The sequence below is a fragment of the Kribbella sp. NPDC023972 genome (assembly GCF_040639075.1).
Classification (GTDB): domain Bacteria; phylum Actinomycetota; class Actinomycetes; order Propionibacteriales; family Kribbellaceae; genus Kribbella.
In genome coordinates, this window is sequence record NZ_JBEZZH010000004.1 from 458,089 (window position 1) to 480,121 (window position 22,033).

Consider the following 22,033-nt stretch of genomic DNA (forward strand, 5'->3'; position numbering starts at 1 on the left):
ACTACTTCGAGCCGGGGCCGACGGATGAGCCCTGGTGACGGGTGCGACCGGAGGACGGTCGGCCCGGCACGTGGCGACGGATTGCACGCGGTCGGCGTCCAGCCGATGGGTCACCGAACCGCACCTCGGTCCTATGACCGGACGCAGATCTCGTCCAAGTCATCCCAGGCGAGGACGCGCACGCGGACCACCCCGAGCCCGCACAAGTGCGCGCGAAGCAGCCGGTGCACACCGTCCAGGATCGTGATGCGGCCGTCCGGCCGCCGTACGGCATCCAGCGGGTAGCGCAGGTCCGCGGCCGCACAGCTCAGGCGGCCGCTCACCCAGCAGCGGAAACGGTCGGCGCCTCATTCGTTCTTCGCTGCGGTCAGGACCACTTGACGCGGGCCGCGACGAAGCTGGGGGTCTCGAGGAGGACTTCGCCGGCTAGTTCTTCGGCGAGTTGGGTGCTGGTCAGGTAGCGCTTGTAGATGCGATGCCGGGAGCCGTCGTTGAGGGTCCGATCGACCCACTGGGCGGGCTCGACGCCGGGGCGCATCGCGGTGTCGATCACGACCAGTTCCGCGGCCACCCGACGTACCTCTGCAAGGAACGCCGCGCGCTCATCGGGTGGCAAATGCCCGTAGAAGTGCCCGGTCAGCACGCGATCGAACGCTTTGTCGCCGACCGGCAGCCGTAAGGCGTCACCGACAAGGACCATCGGCACTCGCGATCGGGCCACCGCAGCCATCGCCGGGCTCTGGTCCAGCCCGACGGTGGTCCCGCGCAGGTGCCGCGTCAGAAATCCCGTCCCACAGGCAACATCCAGAGTCCGCGCCGCCGGCAACTCACTCACCAGCTCGATCACGCGCGCAACCTCGCGTTCCCATCCAGGTGGGTTGCGCGACGCGAACAATCCCAGCCCCAGGTACCACTCGTCGTACTCGCGAGCCCGCTGCTCGTAATACACAGCCGTCCCCACATCCCGAGCAAACGCAGCCATAGTCCAGTGTCACCCGGTCGGATGGAGTTGGCCTTGGGCGCCGCTACCTGCGGCATCCGATCAGCTCTACCTACCAGCCGTAGTCGTTCCTACGCTGAGTAGATGAGTACCAAGATGCAGGACCAGATGTTCGGCATGCTTCCCATGCTGCGGCACGAGCCGACCGAGATGCGGATCCGGGTCGGCGCCGGCGAGCTCGAGATCGCGGACACGACTCGGGCGATACTCGTCTGGGAGCCGCGTCGGATCGTGCCGTCGTACGCCGTACCGGTCGCTGATCTGCACGGGGAGCTGGCGGCATCGACGCTTCCGCCGGAGACTGCGCCGGACCGGATCCTCGACCCAGGGGTTCCATTCGTCGCGCACACCAGCCCGGGGGAGGCGGTCGACGTACTGGTCGGCGATACCCGGTTCGCCGGGGCGGGGTTCCGGCCGGAGGACCCGGAGCTGGAGGAGTACGTCGTACTGGACTTCTGGGCGTTCGACCGGTGGCTCGGTGAGGACGAGCGATTGCTGGCGCACGCGCGCGACCCGTATCACCGGGTCGACGTTCGGCAGAGCTCACGGACGGTCCGCCTCGAGCTGGACGGCGTCGTGGTGGCGGAGAGCAGCCGGCCGGTGCTCGTGTTCGAGACCAGTTTGCCGACGCGGTACTACCTGCCTCGGGACGACGTCCTTGTCGAGCTGACACCGACCGACCGACGTACCGCCTGCGCTTACAAGGGTCAGGCGTCGTACTTCTCGGTGGCGGGTTACACCGACCTGGCCTGGACGTACGCCGAACCACTCGACGGAGCCACGCCGCTGGCCGGCCTGATCGCCTTCCTCGACGACAAGCTGGAGGTCTTCATCGACGGCCGCCGACGCGAACGCCCCCACTCACCGGCCGCCGAGCTGTTCCGCGAAAGATTCGGCACGAAGCAGTCCGACGCACCGAACTAGCTGGGTAGAACCGAAGGCAAGGAGAGTGCTTCTCCTTGCCCCCGCAAGGTGCCCTGCGCTTCTTCGCACACGGGACTCAGCTTTCGAATTGACCAAGAAGAAGACCTGGAATGGAGCGTGGCAGCACCGGGGGGCCACGGTTAGTGCGCTCGCGCACGCCCACGCGCCGCGCGTTGTCCGGTTGCGGGATCGTCAATCGGTCCGGGTGCGGAGGCTCCGCGCCAGGGTGGGGATCATCACCGTCGCAGAGACGAGATGTAGCCCGAGGAGGGCGGTGGTGGTGGCGGTGTTTGCCCCGGAGAGGAGGGGCGGGACCAACGAGATCGCGGTCAGCGACACCGCCGTCCACACGAATCGCTTGGCGGGGCGAGCGCTCCAACGAAGGAGAGCGACGGCAATGACGAGGCCCACGACCGAGAAGAAGCCGGTCACCACGGCGAACCCGGACAACGGGATCGTCTCGCCACCGTCGGGGACCTCGAAGTCGACGCCAACGGCCCGGGCAAGCGCAGCGGCGAGGGTGGTGGCCACCATCGCTGCGAGCGTGCCAAGGAGGCCGGTGCCGGCGAGCCCGCGGAGTCGGTGGGTGTGGCTGGTGTGGCCCGACGCCGGGCCTGCGACGACCCCGGTCTCATTCATGCTGTTCATGCCGTTCCTCCATCGTTCGGTGACTGGCGTACGGGGTGGGTTGACTGGCATGTGACGGCCCTGGCTCTGGGGGTGACGATGCGCACCCTCGCCGTGCGACGGCCGGGGTTCCGCAGGGCGCGGACGCCGGTGCCGCGGAGCCAGAACCCGGCGTTGCGTCCGAGGACCGGCCCGGGCTCGCCGTCGCGCAGTTCCAGCTGCACCCGCCCACGGGTGACGACGCCGAACGCGTCACACCACTCCACCGCGACCACCGCGACACGCGCGCCACCACGCAGCGCGAGCGTCCACACCGGGACTACTCCGTGCCGTCCGCCGGCAGGCGCTCCGGCAGCCCGAGTCGCGGGAACTGGTCGTCGTGGAACGTGACGATCTCGGTGATCGCGCCGCCGGTGATGCGCAGGACGTCGATCGTCAGCGGCAGGTACGCGCCCTCCCGCTCCCGCCAGTGGTAGAAGGCGACGGCGGGCTGCAGGTTCACGGAGGTGGGGACGGCGCGCAGGTGCTTCATGCCCACGAAGCCGCTCTCGACCCAGTCGTTCACCACCGCGTCGCGGCCGACGTACAGGCCTGGCGTGGGCGGCATCGAGCAGCGGACGTCGTCACGCAGCAGTGCGGCGAGCCTGTCGACGTCCGTGGCCACGCTGGCGTCGGTATAGCGGCGCACCAGCTCGCGCGTCCCGGCGTCCTCCTCGCCGCCCGTCCAGTCCTGCCGCTCGGCGGGCAGGTGCTCCCGCATGCCGGCGCGGGCCCGCTGCAGCGCGCTGTTCACGGAGTTGACGGAGTCCCCGAGGAGCTCCGCGACGTCCTTCGCCGGCCAGCCGAGGACGTCCCGCAGGATCAGCACGGCCCGCGGGCGCGGCGCGAGGTGCTGGACCGCGACCAGGTAGGCCAGCTCGATCGTCTCCCGCGCGACGGCGACGGTCTCCGGCTCGTCCGCGTCGACCGCGGGCAGCTCGTCGAGCAGCCGGTCCGGGTAGGGCTGCAGCCACAGCACCTCGCCGCCGGTCGCGGGCTCGGGGCGGCACTTGGCGAGCAGATCCAGGCAGGCGTTGGTGGCGATCCGGTACAGCCAGGCCCGGAACGTCGACCGCCCCTCAAAGGTCTCCCGCCGCCGCCAGGCACGGAGGAACGTCTCCTGCACGGTGTCCTCGGCGTCCTCGAACGACCCGAGCATCCGGTAGCAGTGCACGTGCAGCTCCCGCCGGTGCCGCTCCGCCAGCCCCGAGAACGCCGGCTCGTCGACCTCGCCCAGACCGCTCACGCCCAACTCCTCCAGCCACGTGTCCGCACTCATCACGTCATCCTTCCCTCTCGTCGTGTCCCGTCGTAGATATGACGGGTGCGGACGCGACAACTCATCACTAGGGTCGGTCGGCATGCATGGCTGAGCGTCTTTTGGTCGGGTTTCGACGGGGTGGAGAACGAGGATGGCCTGCACCATTGCGGTCGTCCGATGCCAGCCTGCGGCAGGCTCGACCCAAGAGCCGGGACAGCACGTTGGGGCACATCGAGGGTACGCAGCCTCTAACCGAGGCCAACGGCGATGGTGTTGCGGGCCGTGAATCGCGTTCTGATCTGCGTGAACGCGGTGGTGGAGACGAGGGGACTTGAACCCCTAACCCCTGCCTTGCAAAGGCAGTGCTCTGCCAGTTGAGCTACGCCCCCGTGGGGGTTTGGTCAGCGGCCCGGGGTGACCGGGTCGACGGCCTCGGCCCAGAGGTCCTTCTCGGCGCGGGACTGCTGGGTCTTCTTGTACGCGAAGTATCCACCGATGCTGGCCACCAGCACCAGCAGGATCTTCTTCAGCACCGGGACTCCTCGGATCGGGGTTCACGATCGTGGTGGTGGGCCTAACTGGACTTGAACCAGTGACCTCTGCCTTATCAGGGCAGCGCTCTAACCGTCTGAGCTATAGGCCCGCGTTGCGGGGTCGAACCCGGGAGAGATTACCGCACCAAGTGCCCTACTCCCAAACCGGTTCCGGCCAGGCCCTCACCAGGCCCGGCCGGAGACCATCATGGCTGTCAGTCCTCCGAGGCCAGGGTGACTTCGAGGCCGCCCAGCAGGGTGGCGGCGATGTTGTAGAGGAAGGATCCGAGCGTCGCGAGCGCGGTGATGATGAGCACGTCCGCGCAGGCGAGCAGGGTCGTGAAACCCATCACCTTGCCGGTGTTGATGTAGTTCTCGATCCGGAACGGCTCGGCCGCCGGCGTACCCAGGACCTCGGTAACGGTGTTGTTGATGTTGTCGAAAACGCCCGCCGCGCCGATCGCGGACCAGACGATGAAGACCGCGACCCAGGTGACGATGCCGAAGGCGATCGCCAGCAGGAACGACGTCTTCATCACCGACCACGGGTCGATCCGCGACATCCGCAGCCGCGCCTTGCGGGTCTGCGGCCGGGTGGACGTCTTCGGCGCCTTCGCTGCCTTGGTGGCGGCCTTGTTCTCCGCCTTGGCAGCCGTGTCCGGCTTCGACTCCTTGACCGCGGCGGCCTTGTCCCGCACCGCCTGCCGCGCCGCGCTGACCCGGTCGCCCATGCTGGCCGGCTTCGCCTCGTCCTTCCCGGTCACCCCGTACGACGACGCAGCACCAGCACCAGCGGACCACGGCTCCGGGCGCCCCGGCGTACTCGGACTCGGCGTGACCTGCCCGGGACTGACCGGACTGGCCGGCTGGGACACCGGCCGGACCGGCGGCTGCTGTGGCGGCCGCACCGGCGCGGGCTGCGGCGTACCGGACTGACCAGGCCGCGGCTGACCGCCGCCCGAGGCGTTGCCCGGGGGCCGGTAGTCGCCTGATCTCTGCTGGCCGTTGCCGCTCGGGGCGGCGGTGGAACGACCGTTGGAGGCCGAGTTGGCCGGTGGGGTGGACTGCTTCTTCCCGCCCTGCGATGGCCGCTGGGTTTTGGAGCTGTCCGCCGCACCATCGGGCCATGTCGGCCTCGCGCGGTTGGTCATCAGTTGCCCTCCTGGCCGGCTTCGTCCTCTTCGACGGTAGCCGCGCCGTCGACGTCCGTCGAACGCTGGTCATCACTCTGGACGCTCTCAGGGGTGGATTCGGTTGTCGATCCGTCCACATCCTGGGCACCTTCTGATGAAGTACCCGCTTCGGCCGCCTCGGATTCGTCGCCGTTGCCGTTCAGGCTCAGATCCGTGTTCCGGGCGATCGCGACCACCGCGTCGGACTCGCCGACCCCGGCGAACCGGACACCCATCGTGTCGCGGCCCTTGACCGGCACGCTGTCCACCCGGCTGCGGACCACCTGGCCGCTGGCCTTGATCGCCAGCACCTGGTCCTCGGCGACCACGATGATCGCGCCGACCAGTGAACCGCGTTCGTCGTTCAGCTTGACCGCCTTGATGCCGAGACCACCGCGGCCCTGCTGCCGGTACTCTGACACCTTGCTGCGCTTGGCGTATCCGGCGTCGGTCACGGTGAACACGTACTGCGTGTCCTCGTCGGCGCCGGCCCGGATCACCGACATCGACAGCAGCTCGTCGCCGTCGCGGAACTTCATCCCGGTCACACCGGAGGTGGCCCGGCCCATCGGGCGGAGCTGCTCGTCGTTCGCGGTGAAGCGGATCGACTGGCCCTTCCGGGACACCAGCAGCAGGTCGTCCTCGGCGGTGGCCAGGTCGGCGCCGATCAGCTCGTCGTCCGCCTCGCGGAAGTTCACCGCGATGATGCCGCTCTGGCGGGACGAGTCGTAGTCGGTCAGCGCGGTCTTCTTCACCAGGCCGCGCTTGGTCGCGAGCACCAGGTAGTCGGCCTGCTCGTAGTCACGCAAGGTGAGCACCTGGGCGATCTCCTCGTCCGGCTGGAACGAGAGCAGGCCGGCCACGTGCGAGCCCTTCGCGTCCCGGGCGGACTCGGGCAGCTGCCAGACCTTGGCCCGGTAGACCCGGCCCTTGGTGGTGAAGAACAGCATCCAGTGGTGGTTCGTGGTGGCGAAGAAGTGGCTGATCTCGTCCTCGGCCCGCAGCTGGGCGCCGCGGACGCCCTTGCCGCCGCGGTGCTGGGTCCGGTACTGGTCGGTCTTCGTCCGCTTCGCGTAGCCGCCGCGGGTGATGGTGACGACGACGTCCTCGTCCGGTACCAGATCCTGCACGGACAGGTCGCCGTCGGCCGCGATGATCGTCGTACGGCGGTCGTCGCCGAACTTCTCCACGATCTCGGCGAGCTCGTCCTTGACGATGGTGCGCTGCCGCTCCGGGCTGGCCAGGATGTCCTCGAGGTCGGCGATGACGGCCTCGAGCTCGTTCAGCCGGTCGACGATCTTCTGCCGCTCCAGAGCCGCCAGCCGGCGAAGCTGCATGTCGAGGATCGCCTGCGCCTGGATCTCGTCGATGTCCAGCAGGCTGATCAGGCCCTGCCGCGCCTCCTCCACGTCCGGGCTGCGCCGGATCAGCGCGATCACCTCGTCGAGGGCGTCCAGCGCCTTTACGTAGCCGCGGAAGATGTGGGCGTTCTTCTCGGCCTCGCGCAGGCGATACCGGGTGCGCCGCTGGATGACCTCGATCTGGTGGTCGATCCAGTGCGTGATGAACAGGTCCAGGCTCAGCGTGCGCGGTACGCCGTCGACCAGCGCGAGCATGTTGCAGCCGAAGGTGTCCTGCAACTGCGTGTGCTTGTACAGGTTGTTCAGTACGACGCGCGGCTGGGCATCCCGCTTCAGCACGATGACCAGGCGCTGGCCGGTCCGCGAGGAGGTGTCGTCGCGGATGTCGGCGATGCCGTTGATCTTGCCGGTGTTCACCAGCTCGGCGATCTTCTGCGCCAGGTTGTCCGGGTTGACCATGTACGGCAGCTCGGTGATGACCAGGCTGGTCCGGCCCTTCGCGTCCTCCTCGATGTCGACCACCGCGCGCATGGTGACGGAGCCGCGGCCGGTGCGGTACGCGTCGTCGATGCCCTTGTAACCGACGACCAGCGCACCGTTCGGGAAGTCCGGTCCCTTGATGTGCTCCATGCACGCCGCCAGGACCTCCTCCTGGGTGGCGTCCGGGTGCTCCAGGCACCAGTTCGCCGCCGCGGCGACCTCGCGCAGGTTGTGCGGCGGGATCTGGGTCGCCATCCCGACCGCGATCCCGGCCGAGCCGTTCACCAGCAGGTTCGGGAACCGGCTGGGCAGGATCACCGGCTCCTGGGAGCGGCCGTCGTAGTTGGGGCGGAAGTCGACCGTCTCCTGGTCGATGTCGCGCACCATCTCCATCGCCAGCGGGGCGAGCCGGCACTCCGTGTACCGCATCGCGGCCGCCGGGTCGTTACCCGGCGAGCCGAAGTTGCCCTGGCCCTGGATCATCGGCGCCCGCATCACCCACGGCTGCGCCAGGCGGACCAGGGTGTCGTAGATCGCCGAGTCGCCGTGCGGGTGGTACTGACCCATCACGTCACCGACGATGCGGGAACACTTGGAGAAACCACGGTCCGGCCGGTAGCCGCCGTCGTACATCGCGTAGAGGATGCGGCGGTGCACCGGCTTCAGGCCGTCGCGGACCTCGGGCAGCGCGCGGCCGACGATGACGGCCATCGCGTAGTCGAGGTACGACTGCTGCATCTCCGTCTGCAGATCGAGGGGCTCGATCCGGTCGTGGCCCGGCGAGGTGGGGGTCTCGGTCATGTAAAGCTCGTCCCGTTCAGATCAGTCGTACGTCGAGATGGTCACGCGGGCGGAGTCCCGGCCGGGAGCGGCCGGGGTGGTCCGTCAAAGGTCGAGGCGGCGCTAGATGTCAAGGAAACGGACATCCTTGGCGTTGCGCTGGATGAAGTTGCGACGGGCCTCGATGTCGTCGCCCATCAGGGTCTGGAACGTCTCGTCGGCGCGGACCGCGTCGTCCAGGGTGATCTGCAGCAGCACCCGGTTGGCCGGGTCCATCGTGGTCTCCCACAGCTCCTGGGCGTTCATCTCACCCAGACCCTTGTACCGCTGGGTGGCGTTCTCCTTCGGAAGCTTCTTGCCCGCCTCGAAGCCGGCCTCCAGCAGGCCGTCCTTCTCCCGCTCGGTGTAGGCGAGCTCGTGCGTCGCATTGCTCCAGCGGATCTTGTACAGCGGCGGCTGTGCGGCGTACACGTGACCGCGCTCGATCAACGGCCGCATGAACCGGAACAGCAGCGTCAGCAGCAAGGTCCGGATGTGCTGACCGTCGACGTCGGCGTCGGCCATCAGCACGATCTTGTGGTACCGGAGCTTCTCCTCGTCGAAGTCCTCGTGGATACCGGTGCCCAGCGCCGAGATGATCGCCTGGACCTCGTTGTTCTGCAGCACCTTGTCGATCCGGGCCTTCTCGACGTTCAGGATCTTGCCCCGGATCGGCAGGATGGCCTGGAACTTCGGGTCCCGGCCGCCCTTCGCGGAGCCGCCGGCCGAGTCACCCTCGACGATGTAGACCTCGCACTCCTCCGGGTTGGTCGACTGGCAGTCGGCCAGCTTGCCCGGCAGGCCGCCGCCGCCCAGCAGGCCCTTGCGGTTGCGGGCCAGGTCGCGCGCCTTGCGGGCCGCGATCCGGGCGCTGGCCGCCGCGGTCGCCTTGCGGATGATCTCGCGGCCCTCGGCCGGGTTCTGCTCGAACCAGGCGCCGAGCTTGTCGTTCACCACCCGCTGGACGAAGCCTTTGACCTCGGTGTTGCCGAGCTTGGTCTTGGTCTGGCCCTCGAACTGCGGCTCGGCCAGCTTGACCGAGATGATCGCGGTCAGGCCCTCCCGGATGTCGTCACCGGTGAGCCTGTCCTCCTTCTTCTTGATCATGCCCTGGTCCTCGCCGAAGCTGTTGACCAGCGAGGTGAGCGCGGCCCGGAAGCCTTCCTCGTGGGTGCCGCCCTCGTGGGTGTTGATCGCGTTCGCGAACGTGTGCACCGACTCCTGGAACGAACCGCTCCACTGCAGCGCGACCTCGAGGCTCATGTTGTTCCCGTCGTGCGACGCCTCGAACGAGATGACGTCGCGGTGCACGGTCTCGCGGATACCGGTCAGGTACCGCACGTAGTCGACCAGGCCGTCGTCGTACTTGAACGACTGCTCGACCGGGTTGCCGTCCTCGGTGTGGTCCGGCCGCTCGTCCCGGATGACGATCTCGAGGCCCTTGTTCAGAAAGGCCATCTCGCGGAACCGGGTGGACAGCGTCTCGTAGGAGTACGTCGTGGTCTCGAAGATGTCCGGGTTCGCCCAGAACGTGATCGTCGTACCGTGCTCGTCGGACGGGCCGACCTCGGCCAGCTCCTCGTCCGGCACCCCCATGGTGAAGGACTGGGTGTACTCCTTGCCGTTCTGCTTGACGTCGACGCGGAGCCGGGTGGACAGCGCGTTCACCACGGACACACCGACGCCGTGCAGACCGCCGGACACCTTGTACCCGCCGCCGCCGAACTTGCCGCCGGCGTGCAGCACGGTCAGTACGACGGTGACGGCCGGCTTGCCCTCGGACTCGACGATGCCGACCGGGATGCCGCGGCCGTTGTCCTCGACCCGGATGCCGCCGTCCTGCAGCAGGGTGATGACGATCCGGTCGCAGACGCCGGCCATTGCCTCGTCCACCGCGTTGTCGACCACCTCGGTGACGAGGTGGTGCAGACCGCGCTCACCGGTCGACCCGATGTACATACCCGGTCGCTTGCGGACCGCGTCCAGGCCCTCGAGGACCTGGATCGCACTCGCGTCGTACTCCCGATCCACGAGGCCGGAGAGGCTCACACTTTCGGGTAGGACGGTGCCGATGGGGTCGGCGGACTGGTTGGCGTCGATCTCGGTCGGCTCGTCGGTCACCGGGTGTTGTCCTCCTCGGACCCCGCGTTCGCGAGGCATCGCGGCACAGTGGGAAGCCGCCCCCTACAGTGCTACTAGAGGTGCGGCTCGCTCTACACGACTTATTCTACCTGTCGAGCGAAGTAGAACCTGCCACCAGCCGCCCGAAACTGTGGACAGGGCGTCTTTTCTCCCTCCTGGCCATGTCCCCTCTCGCGGGTAGGGGGCTCAAAAGCGCTCACGGGCGCTCAGCGGCCTCCGGACGGTTCGGGTAAGCCGGCCTGGGCCGCGAGACGAGTCAGACCGGTCCAGACCGCTCACAGTGCGGGCCGACAGGTGGCTGTCGCGCACCCACGGCCCTCTAGGATCGCTGCCGTGGAAAGTCTCGACGACGTCATCGACGCCATGATCGCCGACCGGGTGATTCACCGGCACCGGCGCAAATGGCTGATCGCGATCGCCCTCGTCGTCGGCCTCGCCCTGGTGCTGCTGGCCACCGGTGGCTGGAAGGAGAAGAAGGGCCGTAGCGTCCCCACTCTGACCGCGCCGGCCACCGTGACCGCGGGCAAGTGGGAGTACAACTTCACCAAGGCGGAGATCGTCGTCACCCCGAAGTCGGAGTACCGCGAGGCCGAGGCGGTGCTGCAGGTTCACTTCGAGCTGAAGAACATCGACGAGGAAGAGCAGAAGAGCGATTCAGTGAGCGGCGACCTGCTCCGCCTGGTGCCCGGCGACGGCTCGGAGCCGGTCAAGTCGAACGGCAACAGCTGCCGGGACACGCTGCACTGGAGGGTGGTCTACGGGCTTCCGCCGGAAAGCTGCTTCACCGAATTCAAGGTCCCGGCGGATTTCAAGGCCACCGAGGTCGAGGTCGGCGTACTCGGCGAGAAGTACGAGTCCGACAACGGTCTGCTCGGAGTCAGTGAGGATCCGTACTGGCACAACGAGGAAGCGGTGGCGGTCGTCCGGCTCCCGGCGATGATCAGGACGGAGACCAAGTGAAGCTCTATCGGCCGGCCACCGTGCTCGTCGGTGTGCTCTTCGTCCTGCTCGGTGGGGTGACCCGCCTGCTCGCCCCGGACCAGGTGTACGACAAGCAGGAGCTGCAGGTGGTGTCGGGCACGATCGGGGAGACGATAAAGGTCCACGACTCGACGTTCACCGTGACCCGCATGAAGTTCGCCAAGACCTATCTCCCCGACGATTCGGGCGGTGACGACAAGCCGATCGATACCAACGGTGTGTACGTCGCGGTCGAATGGGAGGCCGCGCGCGGGGTCAAGGATCCGGGCAGCTTCGACGAGATCCTGGTCGCGGACGGCGGCACGATCTACGAACCGGTCGCCCAAGCCGACGACATCAGATTCCCCGAGCCCGGCTTCGCCAAGTCCGGAGCGACGGTCTTCGAGGTCAACCCCACCGACGTGAAAGGCCTGACCCTGCAGCTCGATCCGGTCCAGTTCTACAACGTGCTCAACTACCGCGTCGAGGTGGACCTCGGCATCCCGAGCGAAGACGTGGCCCAGCAACTCCTCGACGGCGCCGCCGAGCAGTACGTCGTGCAGGATTCGGTGGAACGGGTGGCGTCATGAGGATCGCGGACCGGGCGGCCCGGCTGGCCGCACAGATCTCGTTGCTGCTCGCCTTGGCGTCCACGAGCGCGTTCCTGGTGGCACGCGGCTATGTCGACAACGACGAGCAGCTGTACAACAACGGCAGGATCACCGAAGTGGTCCCCCAGGGCACGTCGGTGACCGTCGGCGACGTCGAGTGGAAACTCGACTCGCTGGAGGCGTACACCAGGCTCGTCGGCACCGAAGGCAAGGAGATCACCTCGCTGACCAAGCCGGCCGGCTCGATGATCGTCATGGCCAAGGTGACGGTGACGCCACGTGACGGTGTGCGGATGGAGGAGAACGGCTTCACCTGCGACGCCAAGCTGCACGACGACCGGGGCAACGTCTGGGAGAACCAGCAGGTCTACACCGACTTCCCGCTGCCGACGTACTGCACCGACGACGAGTTCCCCTTCACCCGGAACAAGTCGCGCCAGGTCGCCCAGCTCTTCGTCGTACCGGCCTCCGCCGTACCGCACCTCAACGGGATCATGGTGGGGGACCTCAGCGAACGCCGGATCGCTCTCCTCACCCCCTGATCCCTCGGGCCCGCCCACCGCGCTGACACCATGGCCGCGAGCTGCTCCGGTCGTGCGTTGAGCTGTTGCCGGGCCCCGGCGTACGCCGGGACCGGGGGCTGGCCGCGACGCGCCTCAGGCGGGAACGGGTCCGGGGGTGGGCTTCGCGGCTTCGGCGGCTTCGGCAGCCTGGTCGGCCTCGGCGCGGCGTTCGCTGCCGACCGAGATGCAGAGGTCGAACGCGGCCGCCAGCAGCGCGATCCGCAGCGGCTCGAAGATCAGGCTCCGGATCAGATCGGCGATCTCGTGGTTCATCAGGCCCCAGTCGCCGCCGTGCACACCGAGCAACCGCTGGACCACGACGAACGCCCAGTCCTCACCGAGCAGCCAGAAGGTGTAAACCATGCAGACCACGCCGAGGAAGACGGGCCCGACCCGGACCAGCAGCCGGAACGCGTTCAAGGTCGGGTAGAACTTCTCCCGGAGTCCACCGAGCACCAGGTTCGGCGCCTTGTTGGTGAGCGCGACCACCCGGCTCTGCTTCGGCGCCTCCTGCTCGAGCTGACCGCCGAGGCGCCGCTCCACGCGGGTGCCACGAAACACCCCACTACTGGCCAGCACCCGGTGGCCGAACACCACGGTGGTGATCGCCAGCCAGGTCAGCGGCTCGGCGACCCCGAGCTTGAACAGCGGCCAGAGCGACTCCCAGAAGAAGCCCCAGAGGAACTCGATACCAGCCGGGACCGGGATGTTGATGTTCTCGAAGAAGTCCTTGAACCCGCCCCACCAATCGAGCGACCAGTACCAGAAGTTCCGGTCCTTGAACCAGTCCTTCGCGTCGTCGACGGCGAACGGCGTGACGACGACGGTGAGGAGCAGGAAGAACGCCTCGACCCAGACCTGGACGAACTTCGCCGGCCGGCTCGGCCAGCGGTCGTCGACCGCCTCGATCACCCGGCGCAGCACCAGGAGAATGACGATGGCGGGCAGATAGTTGTGCCACCGGCCGTCGCCCAGTTCGAAGAACGACGACCCCGCCTGGGTCCCGCGCTCGACCAGGTTGGTGGCGCTGAGCTGGGAGACCTGCTCCTCCAGGAAGCCCCAGGCCGACCACACCGCGACCAGCGGAAGCAGCGTGACGGCCATCAGTTCCATCAGGCTCTGCTGGGTCGGGTCGGAGGTCTCCTCGGCCTCGCTCCGCGCCGCGTCCCGCCAGCGGTAGAGCGAGGTCGCACAGGTCCGGATCATGCCGACGGAGGCGGCGATCTGAAGCAGCACACCGACCGAGAAGACGCCGGTGCCGATGCTCGAGTGGGAATGCTCGGACAGCCAGATCGCGGCGTTCATACAGGCGTGGAACCCGATGAACCCGGCCAGCCACCAGGTCATCATGGGCAGCAGGTTCCGCCACCACAGTCGGAAGGTGTCTCCGATCAGGTGGACCATCTCGCTGAAGCCCTCGGCGATCGTGCGCATCGCGCCGATCCTAGGGGAGCGCCGGGTCGCTCTCGCAATCCGCTCCCACGGTCCGGTCAGCCGTAGGTGTCGCGGGGTCCGCGGCCGCCTCGGATGGTGCGCGGGCCCTTGCGCCACGACGGGGCGTGGGGGCCCTGAACGTTGACGCGGGTGACGGTGCCTTCGCCGAGTTCGGCGTTGAGGCGACGGACGAGGTCGGGGGCAAGCATCTTGAGCTGGGTGGCCCAGGCGGTGGAGTCGGTGCGGACGGTGAGCTCGGTGTCCTGGTAGCTCTCCGGCTTGCAGTGCTCGGCCATCTCCGGGCCGACGATCGACGGCCAGCGCGCCATCACGCTGTGGACGGCGACGTCGACCTCCCAGCCCTGGTCGCGCATGAGCCGGCCGAGCGTGTTGGTCAACTTCTGCGGATCCCGATCGTCCGGCCGGGCGCTGCTGATCTGCGCACCGTCGATCCGCGGCCGCCGGCGGGTCCGCTTGACCGGTTTGACCGGGCTCATCCCCTTGAGCCGGCCGGCCAGGGATTTCGCCAGGTCCAATCCCTGCTTGTCGTGCTCAGGTTCGCCCGGCCGGTCCGGAGCCGCTTCGCTCTCGAAGCCGCTCTCAGAGGAATTCCGGGGTTCAGGCACGGCTGACGACCCCGTCGCCGACGTCGAAGCGGGCTCCGCTGAGTTCTGCAGGCACGTCAGCGCCTACCGCCGCGGTGACCAGCACCTGCTCGGCCGGCGCGACCAGCTCGGCCAGCCGGTCCCGGCGCTGCGAGTCCAGCTCCGCGAACACGTCGTCCAGGATCAGCACCGGCTCACCCCCGTCCGCTCTGAGCAGTTCGTACGACGCCAGTCGCAGCGCGAGCGCGAACGACCAGGACTCACCGTGACTCGCATACCCCTTCGCAGGCAAGTCCCCGAGCCCGAGTACGACATCGTCGCGGTGCGGGCCGACCAGCGACACGCCGCGCTCGAGCTCGTCCTGCCGCTTCTCCTGTACCGCGTTCAGCAGCACCTCGGCCAGCTGCTCCCGCGAAACCACGCCGGGCTCGAGGTGGACCGAGGACTTGTACTCCAGCCGCGCATCATGCTTGCCCCGGGCAACAGCGTCGTACGAGCTGGAGACCAGTGGACGAAGCGATTCCAGCAGTTCGAGCCTGGTCGCGAGGAGCTCGGACCCGGCCCGGGCGAGGTGCGAGTTCCACACCTCGAGCGTGCGCAACTGTCCCTCGGCGGCGCTCGAGCGGTTCTGCCGGCGGGCCATCGACGCGCTGCGGAGCAACGAGTTCCGCTGCTTGAGCACCCGGTCGTAGTCCTGCCGTACGCCGGCCATCCGCGGCGACCGCAGCGTCAGCAACTCGTCCAGGAACCTGCGGCGCTCGGACGGATCACCCTTCACCAGCGCCAGATCCTCGGGTGCGAACAGCACCGTCCGGAGCAGTCCGAGCACTTCCCGCGGTCGTGGCACCGGCGAGCGGTTCACCCGGGCCCGATTTGCCTTCCCAGGATTGATTTCCAGCTCGACGACCACGTCCCGGTCGTACTGGCTGCGGATCTCGGTGCGCACGATCGCCCGGGTGGCGCCGGCGCGCACCAGCGGTGCGTCACTCGCCACCCGGTGCGAGCCGAGGGTCGCGGTGTAGTGGATCGCCTCGACCAGGTTGGTCTTGCCGTGGCCGTTCGGTCCGACGAAGGCCGTCACGCCCGGGGTGAGCTGGACCTCCGCCTGTGGGTAGGACCGGAAGTCGACCAGACCCAGGGCGGTGACATACACCTCAGTGCTTGATCGGTGGCGTCGCGTACGACGGGTCCTCGGCACCCTTCACCGCGTGACCGCCGAACTGGTTGCGCATCGCGGCGATCGCCTTCATCGCCGGCGAGTCCTCCTGCCGGGAGGCGAACCGGGCGAACAGCGACGCGGCGATGGCCGGCACCGGCACGGCGTTGTCGATGGCGGCCTCGACCGTCCACCGGCCCTCGCCGGAGTCCTCGGCGTACCCGCGGATCTTGTCGAGGTGGGTGTCTTCCTTCAGCGCGTTCACCATCAGGTCGAGCAGCCAGGACCGGATCACGGTGCCCTCACGCCACGACTCGAACGTCTCCGGCACGCTGTCCACGATGTCCGCGGCCTCGAGCAGCTCGAAACCCTCGGCGTACGCCTGCATGATCGCGTACTCGATGCCGTTGTGGACCATCTTGCTGAAGTGACCGGCGCCGACCTTGCCGGCGTGCACGAACCCGAAGTCGCCCTCCGGCTTGAGCGCGGTGAAGATCGGCATCAGCGTCGCGATCGTGTCGTTGTCGCCGCCGCACATCAGCGCGTAGCCGTTCTCCAGGCCCCAGACGCCACCGGAGACACCGCAGTCGACGAACCTGATGTCCTTCTCGGCCAGCTGTGCGGCGCGACGGGTGTCATCGGTCCAGCGGCTGTTGCCGCCGTCGATCACGATGTCGCCGGGGGAGAGCAGGTCGGCCAGCTCGGTGATGACGGGATCGATGGCCTGCACCGGAACCATCACCCAGACGACCTTCGGCTGATCGGTGGCGGTGAGCTTGCCCACCATGTCGGCGAGGTCCTTGGCGTCGGAGATGTCCTGGTTGTGGTCGAACCCGACCACGGTGTGGCCTGCGTTGCGGATCCGCTGGCGCATGTTGCCGCCCATCTTGCCGAGACCGACAAGGCCGAGCTCCATCGTGAATCCCCTTGTTCTGTTGGCTTTCAGCTGTTCAGGCGGACCGGCATCAGCACGTACCGGAACTCGCTGATCGGGTCGCCGTCGAAGTCCCTCACACCGGTCAGTTCGGCCGGCTTCGTCGCCTGCGTGAAGGCCAGGTGGGCGACCGGCGTGCCGATCGCGTTCAGGCCGTCGAGCAGGTACGTCGGGTTGAAGCCGACGGTCACCGGATCACCGGAGATCCGGGCCTCGATCGACTCGGACGCTTGGGCCTCGTCACCGCTGCCGGCGTCGAGCGTCACGCTGTCATCGCCGAAGGTCAGCCGCACCGGCGCGTTCCGCTCCGCGACCAGGGCGACCCGCTTGACCGCCTCGACCAGGGTCGCGGTGTCGATCCGGACCCGGGTCGCGATCGCCGCGTCGGTCGGGATGATGCCGCGCACCTTCGGGAACTCTCCGTCCAGCAGCCGGGTGGTGGCGCGCCGGTTGCCGCCGGACACCTGGCCCTCGAAGCCGACGATGCCGTCACCGGTGCCGGGCGCGGCCAGCGAGACGATCACGTCCGATCCGGTCATCGCCTTCGCGGTCTCGGACAGCACCCGGGCCGGCACCAGCGCGGCCGCGGACGCGTCGGGGGACTGCGGGTTCCACTCGAGCTCACGGATGGCCAGCCGGTAGCGGTCAGTGGCCAGCAGCGAGATCGTGGATCCCTCGATCTCGACCCGGACGCCGGTCAGCACCGGCAGCGTGTCCTCGCGGCCGGCCGCGGTCACCACCTGGGCGACGGCGTGGGCGAAAACGTCGCTTTTCACGGTCCCGCTCGCGGCCGGAAGCTCCGGCAGAGCCGGATATTCCTCCGTGGGAAGCGTCTGGAGCGTGAACCGCGAACTGCCGCAGGTCACTTGTGCCTTGGCGCCGTCGACAGCGATGTCCACCGGCTGGTTCGGAAGACTCTTCGAGATGTCGGCCATCAGGCGGCCGGAGATCAGGCACTTGCCGGCATCGGCCACCTGCGCGGGCACGGTGACGCGGACCGAGGTCTCGTAGTCGAAGCCGGACAGGGTGATCTGCCCGTCCTCGGCCTCGACCAGAAGGCCGGCAAGGATCGGGACGCTGGGACGACTGGGCAAGCTGCGCGCGGCCCAGGCCACCGACTCGGCCAGTACGTCGCGCTCGACGCGAAACTTCACCGCTGGGTGCCTCCTGATTCGGCTGTGTGCCAGGCAGATCCTGCCACGGACGAGTGTGCTGTGCGCCAACCGGGCGTGACGTGGCGCTTCGGGCGGGTCGCGTCGCCGTCGTTCTCTTCGCTTCTCAAGACAGTGTTCCGGTGCTTCTGAAGACAGCCTGACAGGTACGTCAAACCGGCGCGAGACCGGGGTTTTCCCCAGGAAGGGCCGCTCGATCGTTTTGTGGACTGGGAACTCTCTACAGATTCCATAGGGTTCTTAGCACCGGTGGATACTGTGGAAAAGCGACGAGTTCGCAGGTCAGACGGCATTTTGCCCTGGGGACGGCGTGTGGACGAATCTCGGTCTGCCTTGGGACGCCTGGTGATGACGGATTCTGTCCCCACAGCCAATCCACAACACACACCGATGTGTCCACCGCGATACCCACAGTTATCCACAGGAGTATCCCCAGCCTGTGTGGTTGCGGTGACCGCGTCGTAGCACCCGGCGTACAGGCTTCTCGACGCGGCCGCGGTCATTGCTGCTTGGCCTGGTGCTTGATCCGGTTGGTCAGCTCGGTCACCTGGTTGAAGACGCTGCGCCGCTCCGACATGAGCTGCCGGATCTTGCGCTCGGCATGCATCACGGTGGTGTGGTCGCGGCCGCCGAACTGCTGCCCGATCTTCGGCAGCGACAGGTCGGTCAGCTCTCGGCACAGGTACATGGCGATCTGCCGTGCGGTCACCAGCACGCGGCTCCGGCTGGATCCACACAGGTCGTCGATCGACAGACCGAAGTACGAGGCGGTCTGGCCCATGATCATGCTGGCCGTGACCTCCGGCTTGCTGCCTTCGGGGATCAGGTCCTTGAGCACGATCTCGGCCAGGCTCAGGTCGACCGGCTGCCGGTTCAGGCTGGCGAACGCGGTGACCCGGATCAGCGCGCCCTCGAGCTCACGGATGTTCGTCTGCACCTTGCTGGCGATGAACTCCAGCACCTCCGGCGGCGCGGTCAGCCGCTCGGTGGCCGCCTTCTTCCGCAGGATCGCGATCCGGGTCTCCAGGTCCGGCGGCTGGATATCGGTGATCAGACCCCACTCGAACCGGTTCCGCAGCCGGTCCTCCAGCGCCTCGAGGCGTTTCGGCGCCCGGTCGGAGCTGATCACGATCTGCTTGTTCGCGTTGTGCAGCGTGTTGAAGGTGTGGAAGAACTCTTCCTGGGTCTGGATCTTGCCCTCGAGGAACTGGATGTCGTCGATCAGCAGTACGTCGACATCGCGGTACCGGCGCTGGAACTGGGACGCCTTGTCGTCGCGGATCGCGTTGATGAAGTCGTTGGTGAACTCTTCGCTGGAGACGTACCGAACCCGGGCGCCGGTGTAGAGACTGCGGACGTAGTGACCGATCGCGTGCAGCAGATGGGTCTTGCCCAGACCGGAGTCGCCGTAGATCAGCTGCGGGTTGTACGCCTTGCCCGGCGCCTCGGCCACCGCGACCGCGGCGGCGTGGGCGAACCGGTTCGAGCTGCCGATGACGAAGGTCTCGAAGGTGTACTTCGGATTCAGCCGGGCCTCGCCCTGCCCTTCGGTGGCCGGCTGCGTCGGGGCCGACCCGTTCGGCAGCGGCGCGACCGAGCCGAGCGGCTGGCCGTACGACTGCTGGGGTGCGCCGAGCTGGGGAGCCGGACCGGTGGGCTGGTCGTAGTGCTGGCTCGGCTCTTGGCGCTGCGGTGCGGGCTGGCCGTACTGCTGACCAGTGGTGTCAGGATCGGTCAGCGCGGACTGGATCGTCGGCTGGAAGGCTCCGTCGGTGCGCAGCGGCTCACGGACGGCCGGCTGCTGCTGCTTGGCCTGCTGCTCGCGCAATGCCTGCTGTTCGCGTAGCTCGGGGTCGAGGGACGGGTCGACCGTCACGGCGATCCGGATGTCGCGGCCGAAGCTCTCGGTCAGTATGCGTTCGAGGTCCGGGCGGAGCCGGGTCTCGAGCTGGCCGCGGGTGAAGTCGTCGGGCACCGCGACGATGGCGGTGCTCTCATGCAGCGTGACCGGCCGCGAGTTCGTCAGCCAGGCGCGCTGGTTCGGCGGGAGGCCCGCGAGCACGCGGGTCCAGGCATCGCCCAGGTCCGTCACCGGGCCGGCCGTTTCCGTCCGGGACTCCGTACCGCCGCTACCGTCCGCACGCCCATCACCCTCGCTCCGCGCCGCCTGGGTCTGGTCCCCACCCCGGTTCCCACTCGCGAACCCCTGCGCGTGGCGCTCACCGCCGTACTGCTGGTCGCTGGTGTAGCGAGGTTGGGGGGCCTGCTGCTCACTGCTGTAGTGACGGGGCTGTTGCGGGTCACCGCCGTACCGCGGTGGCTGGGGCTCCCTGTGACCGAAGGCGGCCGACTGCCGGTGGGGGCCTTCTGCCTCGAACGCCACGCTCTGACCGAAGCGCTCGGCCCGGGGGAGGTCGACCGAGTATTTGTCGTTCTGTACGTCGGCGTACCGCAGGTTGTCCGCGACGGCGGGTGCGGCACCGAAGTACGGCGTACCGGCAGAGAGCTCGGGGGGCGCGGACGGGCGGGCTGTCGCGGCAGCCGGGTGATCCGTTGGCGCAGTTGGGTGATCTGTCGCGGCGCCCGGGAGATCTGTGGCGGCGCGCTCGAGGTCGGAGCGGTAGCCGTCGGGAGCCGGCCGGTAGCCGAGCTCTTCCTGGGCGGGGAAGTTCGGAAGGCTTGGGGTGAGGCCCTCGGCGGGGTCCTCCCGTTGCACTGGATCCGGCTCGGGGGTGATGCCCGGCCTGACGTCCGCTCCGGCGTCCCCTGTGAATTCCGCATTAGCGGAATGGTCCTCGACCACGCGTTGCTCCCCGAATCCATCGCTGCGGTGGCCGGCGCTTTCCAGTGACCCGGGTGGCGCGACCTTAGACCCGACACCATGCGGCCAGTACTCGCCGGACCCTGCCCGGCTCGGTGCGACCACGGTTGTCCGCAGGCGGCCGCCGTACTGTCCACACGGTTGTCCACAGTTGTGAACGACGGGTGGAGCAGCTTGGGTACCGATTGCAGGATGCGGGACCTCTGGTGTGAGGGGGCTGACGCTAACAAGTCCGCCCATGCTGCTTCAAGCTGTCATCCACAGGCTATGGATCAAAATTGGGGGCAACCTGCGGCGTGTCGGGTAGACGTCGGAGCGTAGTCGTGGTGTGTCAGCGGTCGGTGATGAGCACCTGACCGACCATGTGCGGACTATTCTGTCCACAAGCCTGTGGAAAACCCTGGGGACGGCTGGTTTGACCTGTCCACAGGCCGCCACGTACCGTGGATCGGTCGGTGTTGAGCCGGCCGTTTCGTGCTGCGCTCCCTGCGGGACCACAACCGGTTCTTGAGTGGTGTGCAGGACTACACCAGCGGCAGATCTATCAGTGGATTTGTCGACAATTGTGATCTCGAGTAACCGGAGTCATTCCAGTGAGCAAGCGGACGTTCCAGCCGAACAACCGTCGCCGGCACAAGAAGCACGGCTTCCGTCTTCGGATGCGCACCCGTGCGGGTCGCGCGATCATCGCCGCCCGCCGTGGCAAGGGTCGCCAGCGCCTCGCGGCCTGAGCGACCTCCTCGACGGTGACCACCCCGTGTTGCCCGCGTCGAACCGGTTACGCCGGTCCGACGACTTCCGTCGCGCCGTCCGGTCTGGACGGCGGGCCGGGCGGCTCGCGGTGGTGGTCCATCTGTTCCGGCGGGACGAGGCCATGGCCGAGCCCGCTCGTGTCGGATTCGTGGTGAACAAGGCGGTGGGCAACGCGGTTCTGCGGAACCGGGTCCACCGCCGTCTGCGTGCCGTGATGGCCACGCGGCTCCCTGATCTGCCGGCCGGCAGCCTGACCGTCGTCCGTGCCCTGCCGTCGTCCGCCTCGGCGTCGTACGACGAACTGGTCGCGGACGTGGACGGCGCGCTGTCCCGGTTGCTGGGTCCACGATGAGGATCAATCCCGTGAAGAGCGGGATCATCGGTTTTCTGAAGCTCTACCGGACCTTCGTCAGCCCGATGTACGGGCAGGTGTGCAGGTTCTACCCGAGTTGTTCGGCGTACGCCCTGGAAGCGGTCGAGCGCCACGGTGCGGTGCGCGGTAGCTGGCTGGCGGCGAGGAGACTCGTTCGCTGCCACCCGTGGAACCCCGGCGGCTACGACCCCGTTCCACCCAAAGATGTCGACCAGCGCGGAGAGTCAGTCTCCGCCAACCAGCCCGGATCGTCCGCCGACGCCGGGCCTGTGCAGCGAGGTGCTTGAGTGACT

22 protein-coding genes and 2 tRNA genes are annotated in these 22,033 nt (G+C 68.0%); 7 read left to right on the forward strand and 17 right to left on the reverse strand.

Annotated features, from left to right (window positions below; translation table 11 throughout):
- Positions 1-131: 131 nt before the first annotated feature.
- Complete coding sequence (locus tag AB0F43_RS19285) at positions 132-323, reverse strand: hypothetical protein (protein ID WP_360478104.1); 192 nt, start codon at positions 321-323, stop codon at positions 132-134.
- A 44-nt stretch (positions 324-367) separates the two neighbouring features.
- The gene (locus tag AB0F43_RS19290; protein ID WP_360478107.1) at positions 368-961 is read right to left on the reverse strand and encodes a class I SAM-dependent methyltransferase; all 594 of its coding nucleotides are present in this window, start codon (positions 959-961) and stop codon (positions 368-370) included.
- Between the two features lie 123 nt (positions 962-1,084).
- On the opposite strand from AB0F43_RS19290, the gene AB0F43_RS19295 reads away from it, so the two are divergent.
- A complete protein-coding gene (locus AB0F43_RS19295) occupies positions 1,085-1,924 on the forward strand; it encodes a DUF427 domain-containing protein (protein WP_360478110.1) in 840 nt (279 codons plus the stop codon).
- A 192-nt stretch (positions 1,925-2,116) separates the two neighbouring features.
- Here the strand turns inward: AB0F43_RS19295 and AB0F43_RS19300 are convergent, their stop codons facing one another.
- The 9 genes from AB0F43_RS19300 to gyrB all read right to left on the reverse strand — a co-directional run bounded on the left by AB0F43_RS19300 (position 2,117) and on the right by gyrB (position 10,337).
- A complete protein-coding gene (locus tag AB0F43_RS19300) occupies positions 2,117-2,572 on the reverse strand; it encodes a DUF6069 family protein (RefSeq protein ID WP_360478113.1) in 456 nt (151 codons plus the stop codon).
- Positions 2,569-2,865 (reverse strand): hypothetical protein, encoded by a 297-nt coding sequence (locus AB0F43_RS19305; protein ID WP_360478116.1) that lies wholly within the window; start codon positions 2,863-2,865, stop codon positions 2,569-2,571. The genes AB0F43_RS19300 and AB0F43_RS19305 overlap by 4 nt, the downstream gene beginning before the upstream one ends.
- A 5-nt stretch (positions 2,866-2,870) precedes the next feature.
- Positions 2,871-3,869, reverse strand: coding sequence for an RNA polymerase subunit sigma-70 (locus AB0F43_RS19310; protein WP_360478119.1), 999 nt, complete (start codon positions 3,867-3,869; stop codon positions 2,871-2,873).
- 295 nt (positions 3,870-4,164) lie between these two features.
- A tRNA-Ala gene (locus AB0F43_RS19315) sits at positions 4,165-4,240 on the reverse strand.
- A 12-nt stretch (positions 4,241-4,252) separates the two neighbouring features.
- Positions 4,253-4,381 (reverse strand): DLW-39 family protein, encoded by a 129-nt coding sequence (locus AB0F43_RS19320; protein WP_325052860.1) that lies wholly within the window; start codon positions 4,379-4,381, stop codon positions 4,253-4,255.
- A gap of 36 nt (positions 4,382-4,417) precedes the next feature.
- Positions 4,418-4,494, reverse strand: a tRNA-Ile gene (locus AB0F43_RS19325).
- A gap of 105 nt (positions 4,495-4,599) precedes the next feature.
- Positions 4,600-5,535 (reverse strand): DUF3566 domain-containing protein, encoded by a 936-nt coding sequence (locus AB0F43_RS19330; RefSeq protein WP_360478123.1) that lies wholly within the window; start codon positions 5,533-5,535, stop codon positions 4,600-4,602.
- Positions 5,535-8,198 (reverse strand): DNA gyrase subunit A, encoded by a 2,664-nt coding sequence (gene gyrA / locus AB0F43_RS19335; protein ID WP_360478126.1) that lies wholly within the window; start codon positions 8,196-8,198, stop codon positions 5,535-5,537. Before gyrA ends, AB0F43_RS19330 begins: the two co-directional genes overlap by 1 nt.
- Before the next feature lie 102 nt (positions 8,199-8,300).
- Positions 8,301-10,337 carry a DNA topoisomerase (ATP-hydrolyzing) subunit B gene (gene gyrB / locus AB0F43_RS19340; RefSeq protein WP_360478129.1) on the reverse strand — a complete coding sequence of 679 codons (2,037 nt, stop codon included), beginning with the start codon at positions 10,335-10,337 and terminating at the stop codon, positions 8,301-8,303.
- A 354-nt stretch (positions 10,338-10,691) separates the two neighbouring features.
- Here gyrB and AB0F43_RS19345 point away from each other — a divergent pair, with 354 nt between their 5' ends.
- Genes AB0F43_RS19345 through AB0F43_RS19355 form a run of 3 tightly spaced genes read left to right on the forward strand, consistent with a single transcriptional unit; the run spans position 10,692 to position 12,471 of the window.
- Positions 10,692-11,318: a hypothetical protein gene (locus AB0F43_RS19345; protein WP_360478132.1), complete on the forward strand. Its 627-nt coding sequence runs from the start codon at positions 10,692-10,694 to the stop codon at positions 11,316-11,318.
- Positions 11,315-11,908 (forward strand): hypothetical protein, encoded by a 594-nt coding sequence (locus tag AB0F43_RS19350; RefSeq protein WP_360478135.1) that lies wholly within the window; start codon positions 11,315-11,317, stop codon positions 11,906-11,908. Before AB0F43_RS19345 ends, AB0F43_RS19350 begins: the two co-directional genes overlap by 4 nt.
- Positions 11,905-12,471, forward strand: coding sequence for a hypothetical protein (locus tag AB0F43_RS19355; RefSeq protein ID WP_360478138.1), 567 nt, complete (start codon positions 11,905-11,907; stop codon positions 12,469-12,471). Before AB0F43_RS19350 ends, AB0F43_RS19355 begins: the two co-directional genes overlap by 4 nt.
- A gap of 114 nt (positions 12,472-12,585) precedes the next feature.
- Here the strand turns inward: AB0F43_RS19355 and AB0F43_RS19360 are convergent, their stop codons facing one another.
- The 6 genes from AB0F43_RS19360 to dnaA all read right to left on the reverse strand — a co-directional run bounded on the left by AB0F43_RS19360 (position 12,586) and on the right by dnaA (position 19,885).
- Positions 12,586-13,926 carry a hypothetical protein gene (locus AB0F43_RS19360; RefSeq protein ID WP_360478141.1) on the reverse strand — a complete coding sequence of 447 codons (1,341 nt, stop codon included), beginning with the start codon at positions 13,924-13,926 and terminating at the stop codon, positions 12,586-12,588.
- A 56-nt stretch (positions 13,927-13,982) separates the two neighbouring features.
- A complete protein-coding gene (locus AB0F43_RS19365) occupies positions 13,983-14,552 on the reverse strand; it encodes a DciA family protein (RefSeq protein WP_360478144.1) in 570 nt (189 codons plus the stop codon).
- Positions 14,545-15,684, reverse strand: coding sequence for a DNA replication/repair protein RecF (recF, locus tag AB0F43_RS19370; protein WP_360478147.1), 1,140 nt, complete (start codon positions 15,682-15,684; stop codon positions 14,545-14,547). The genes AB0F43_RS19365 and recF overlap by 8 nt, the downstream gene beginning before the upstream one ends.
- A gap of 1 nt (position 15,685) precedes the next feature.
- A complete protein-coding gene (gene gnd / locus AB0F43_RS19375) occupies positions 15,686-16,603 on the reverse strand; it encodes a phosphogluconate dehydrogenase (NAD(+)-dependent, decarboxylating) (RefSeq protein WP_360478149.1) in 918 nt (305 codons plus the stop codon).
- Positions 16,604-16,629: 26 nt separating this feature from the next.
- A complete protein-coding gene (dnaN, locus tag AB0F43_RS19380) occupies positions 16,630-17,775 on the reverse strand; it encodes a DNA polymerase III subunit beta (protein WP_360478152.1) in 1,146 nt (381 codons plus the stop codon).
- 517 nt (positions 17,776-18,292) lie between these two features.
- Positions 18,293-19,885, reverse strand: a complete 1,593-nt coding sequence (dnaA, locus tag AB0F43_RS19385) for a chromosomal replication initiator protein DnaA (RefSeq protein WP_360478809.1) — start codon at positions 19,883-19,885, stop codon at positions 18,293-18,295.
- Between the two features lie 1,322 nt (positions 19,886-21,207).
- On the opposite strand from dnaA, the gene rpmH reads away from it, so the two are divergent.
- The 3 genes from rpmH to yidD are packed head-to-tail and all read left to right on the forward strand — an operon-like array spanning position 21,208 to position 22,027.
- Positions 21,208-21,345: a 50S ribosomal protein L34 gene (gene rpmH, locus AB0F43_RS19390; protein ID WP_130386492.1), complete on the forward strand. Its 138-nt coding sequence runs from the start codon at positions 21,208-21,210 to the stop codon at positions 21,343-21,345.
- Between the two features lie 26 nt (positions 21,346-21,371).
- The gene (gene rnpA / locus AB0F43_RS19395) at positions 21,372-21,719 is read left to right on the forward strand and encodes a ribonuclease P protein component (RefSeq protein WP_360478155.1); all 348 of its coding nucleotides are present in this window, start codon (positions 21,372-21,374) and stop codon (positions 21,717-21,719) included.
- On the forward strand, positions 21,716-22,027 hold the full coding sequence (gene yidD, locus AB0F43_RS19400; protein WP_360478158.1) for a membrane protein insertion efficiency factor YidD: 312 nt from the start codon (positions 21,716-21,718) through the stop codon (positions 22,025-22,027). Before rnpA ends, yidD begins: the two co-directional genes overlap by 4 nt.
- Positions 22,028-22,033: the final 6 nt, after the last annotated feature.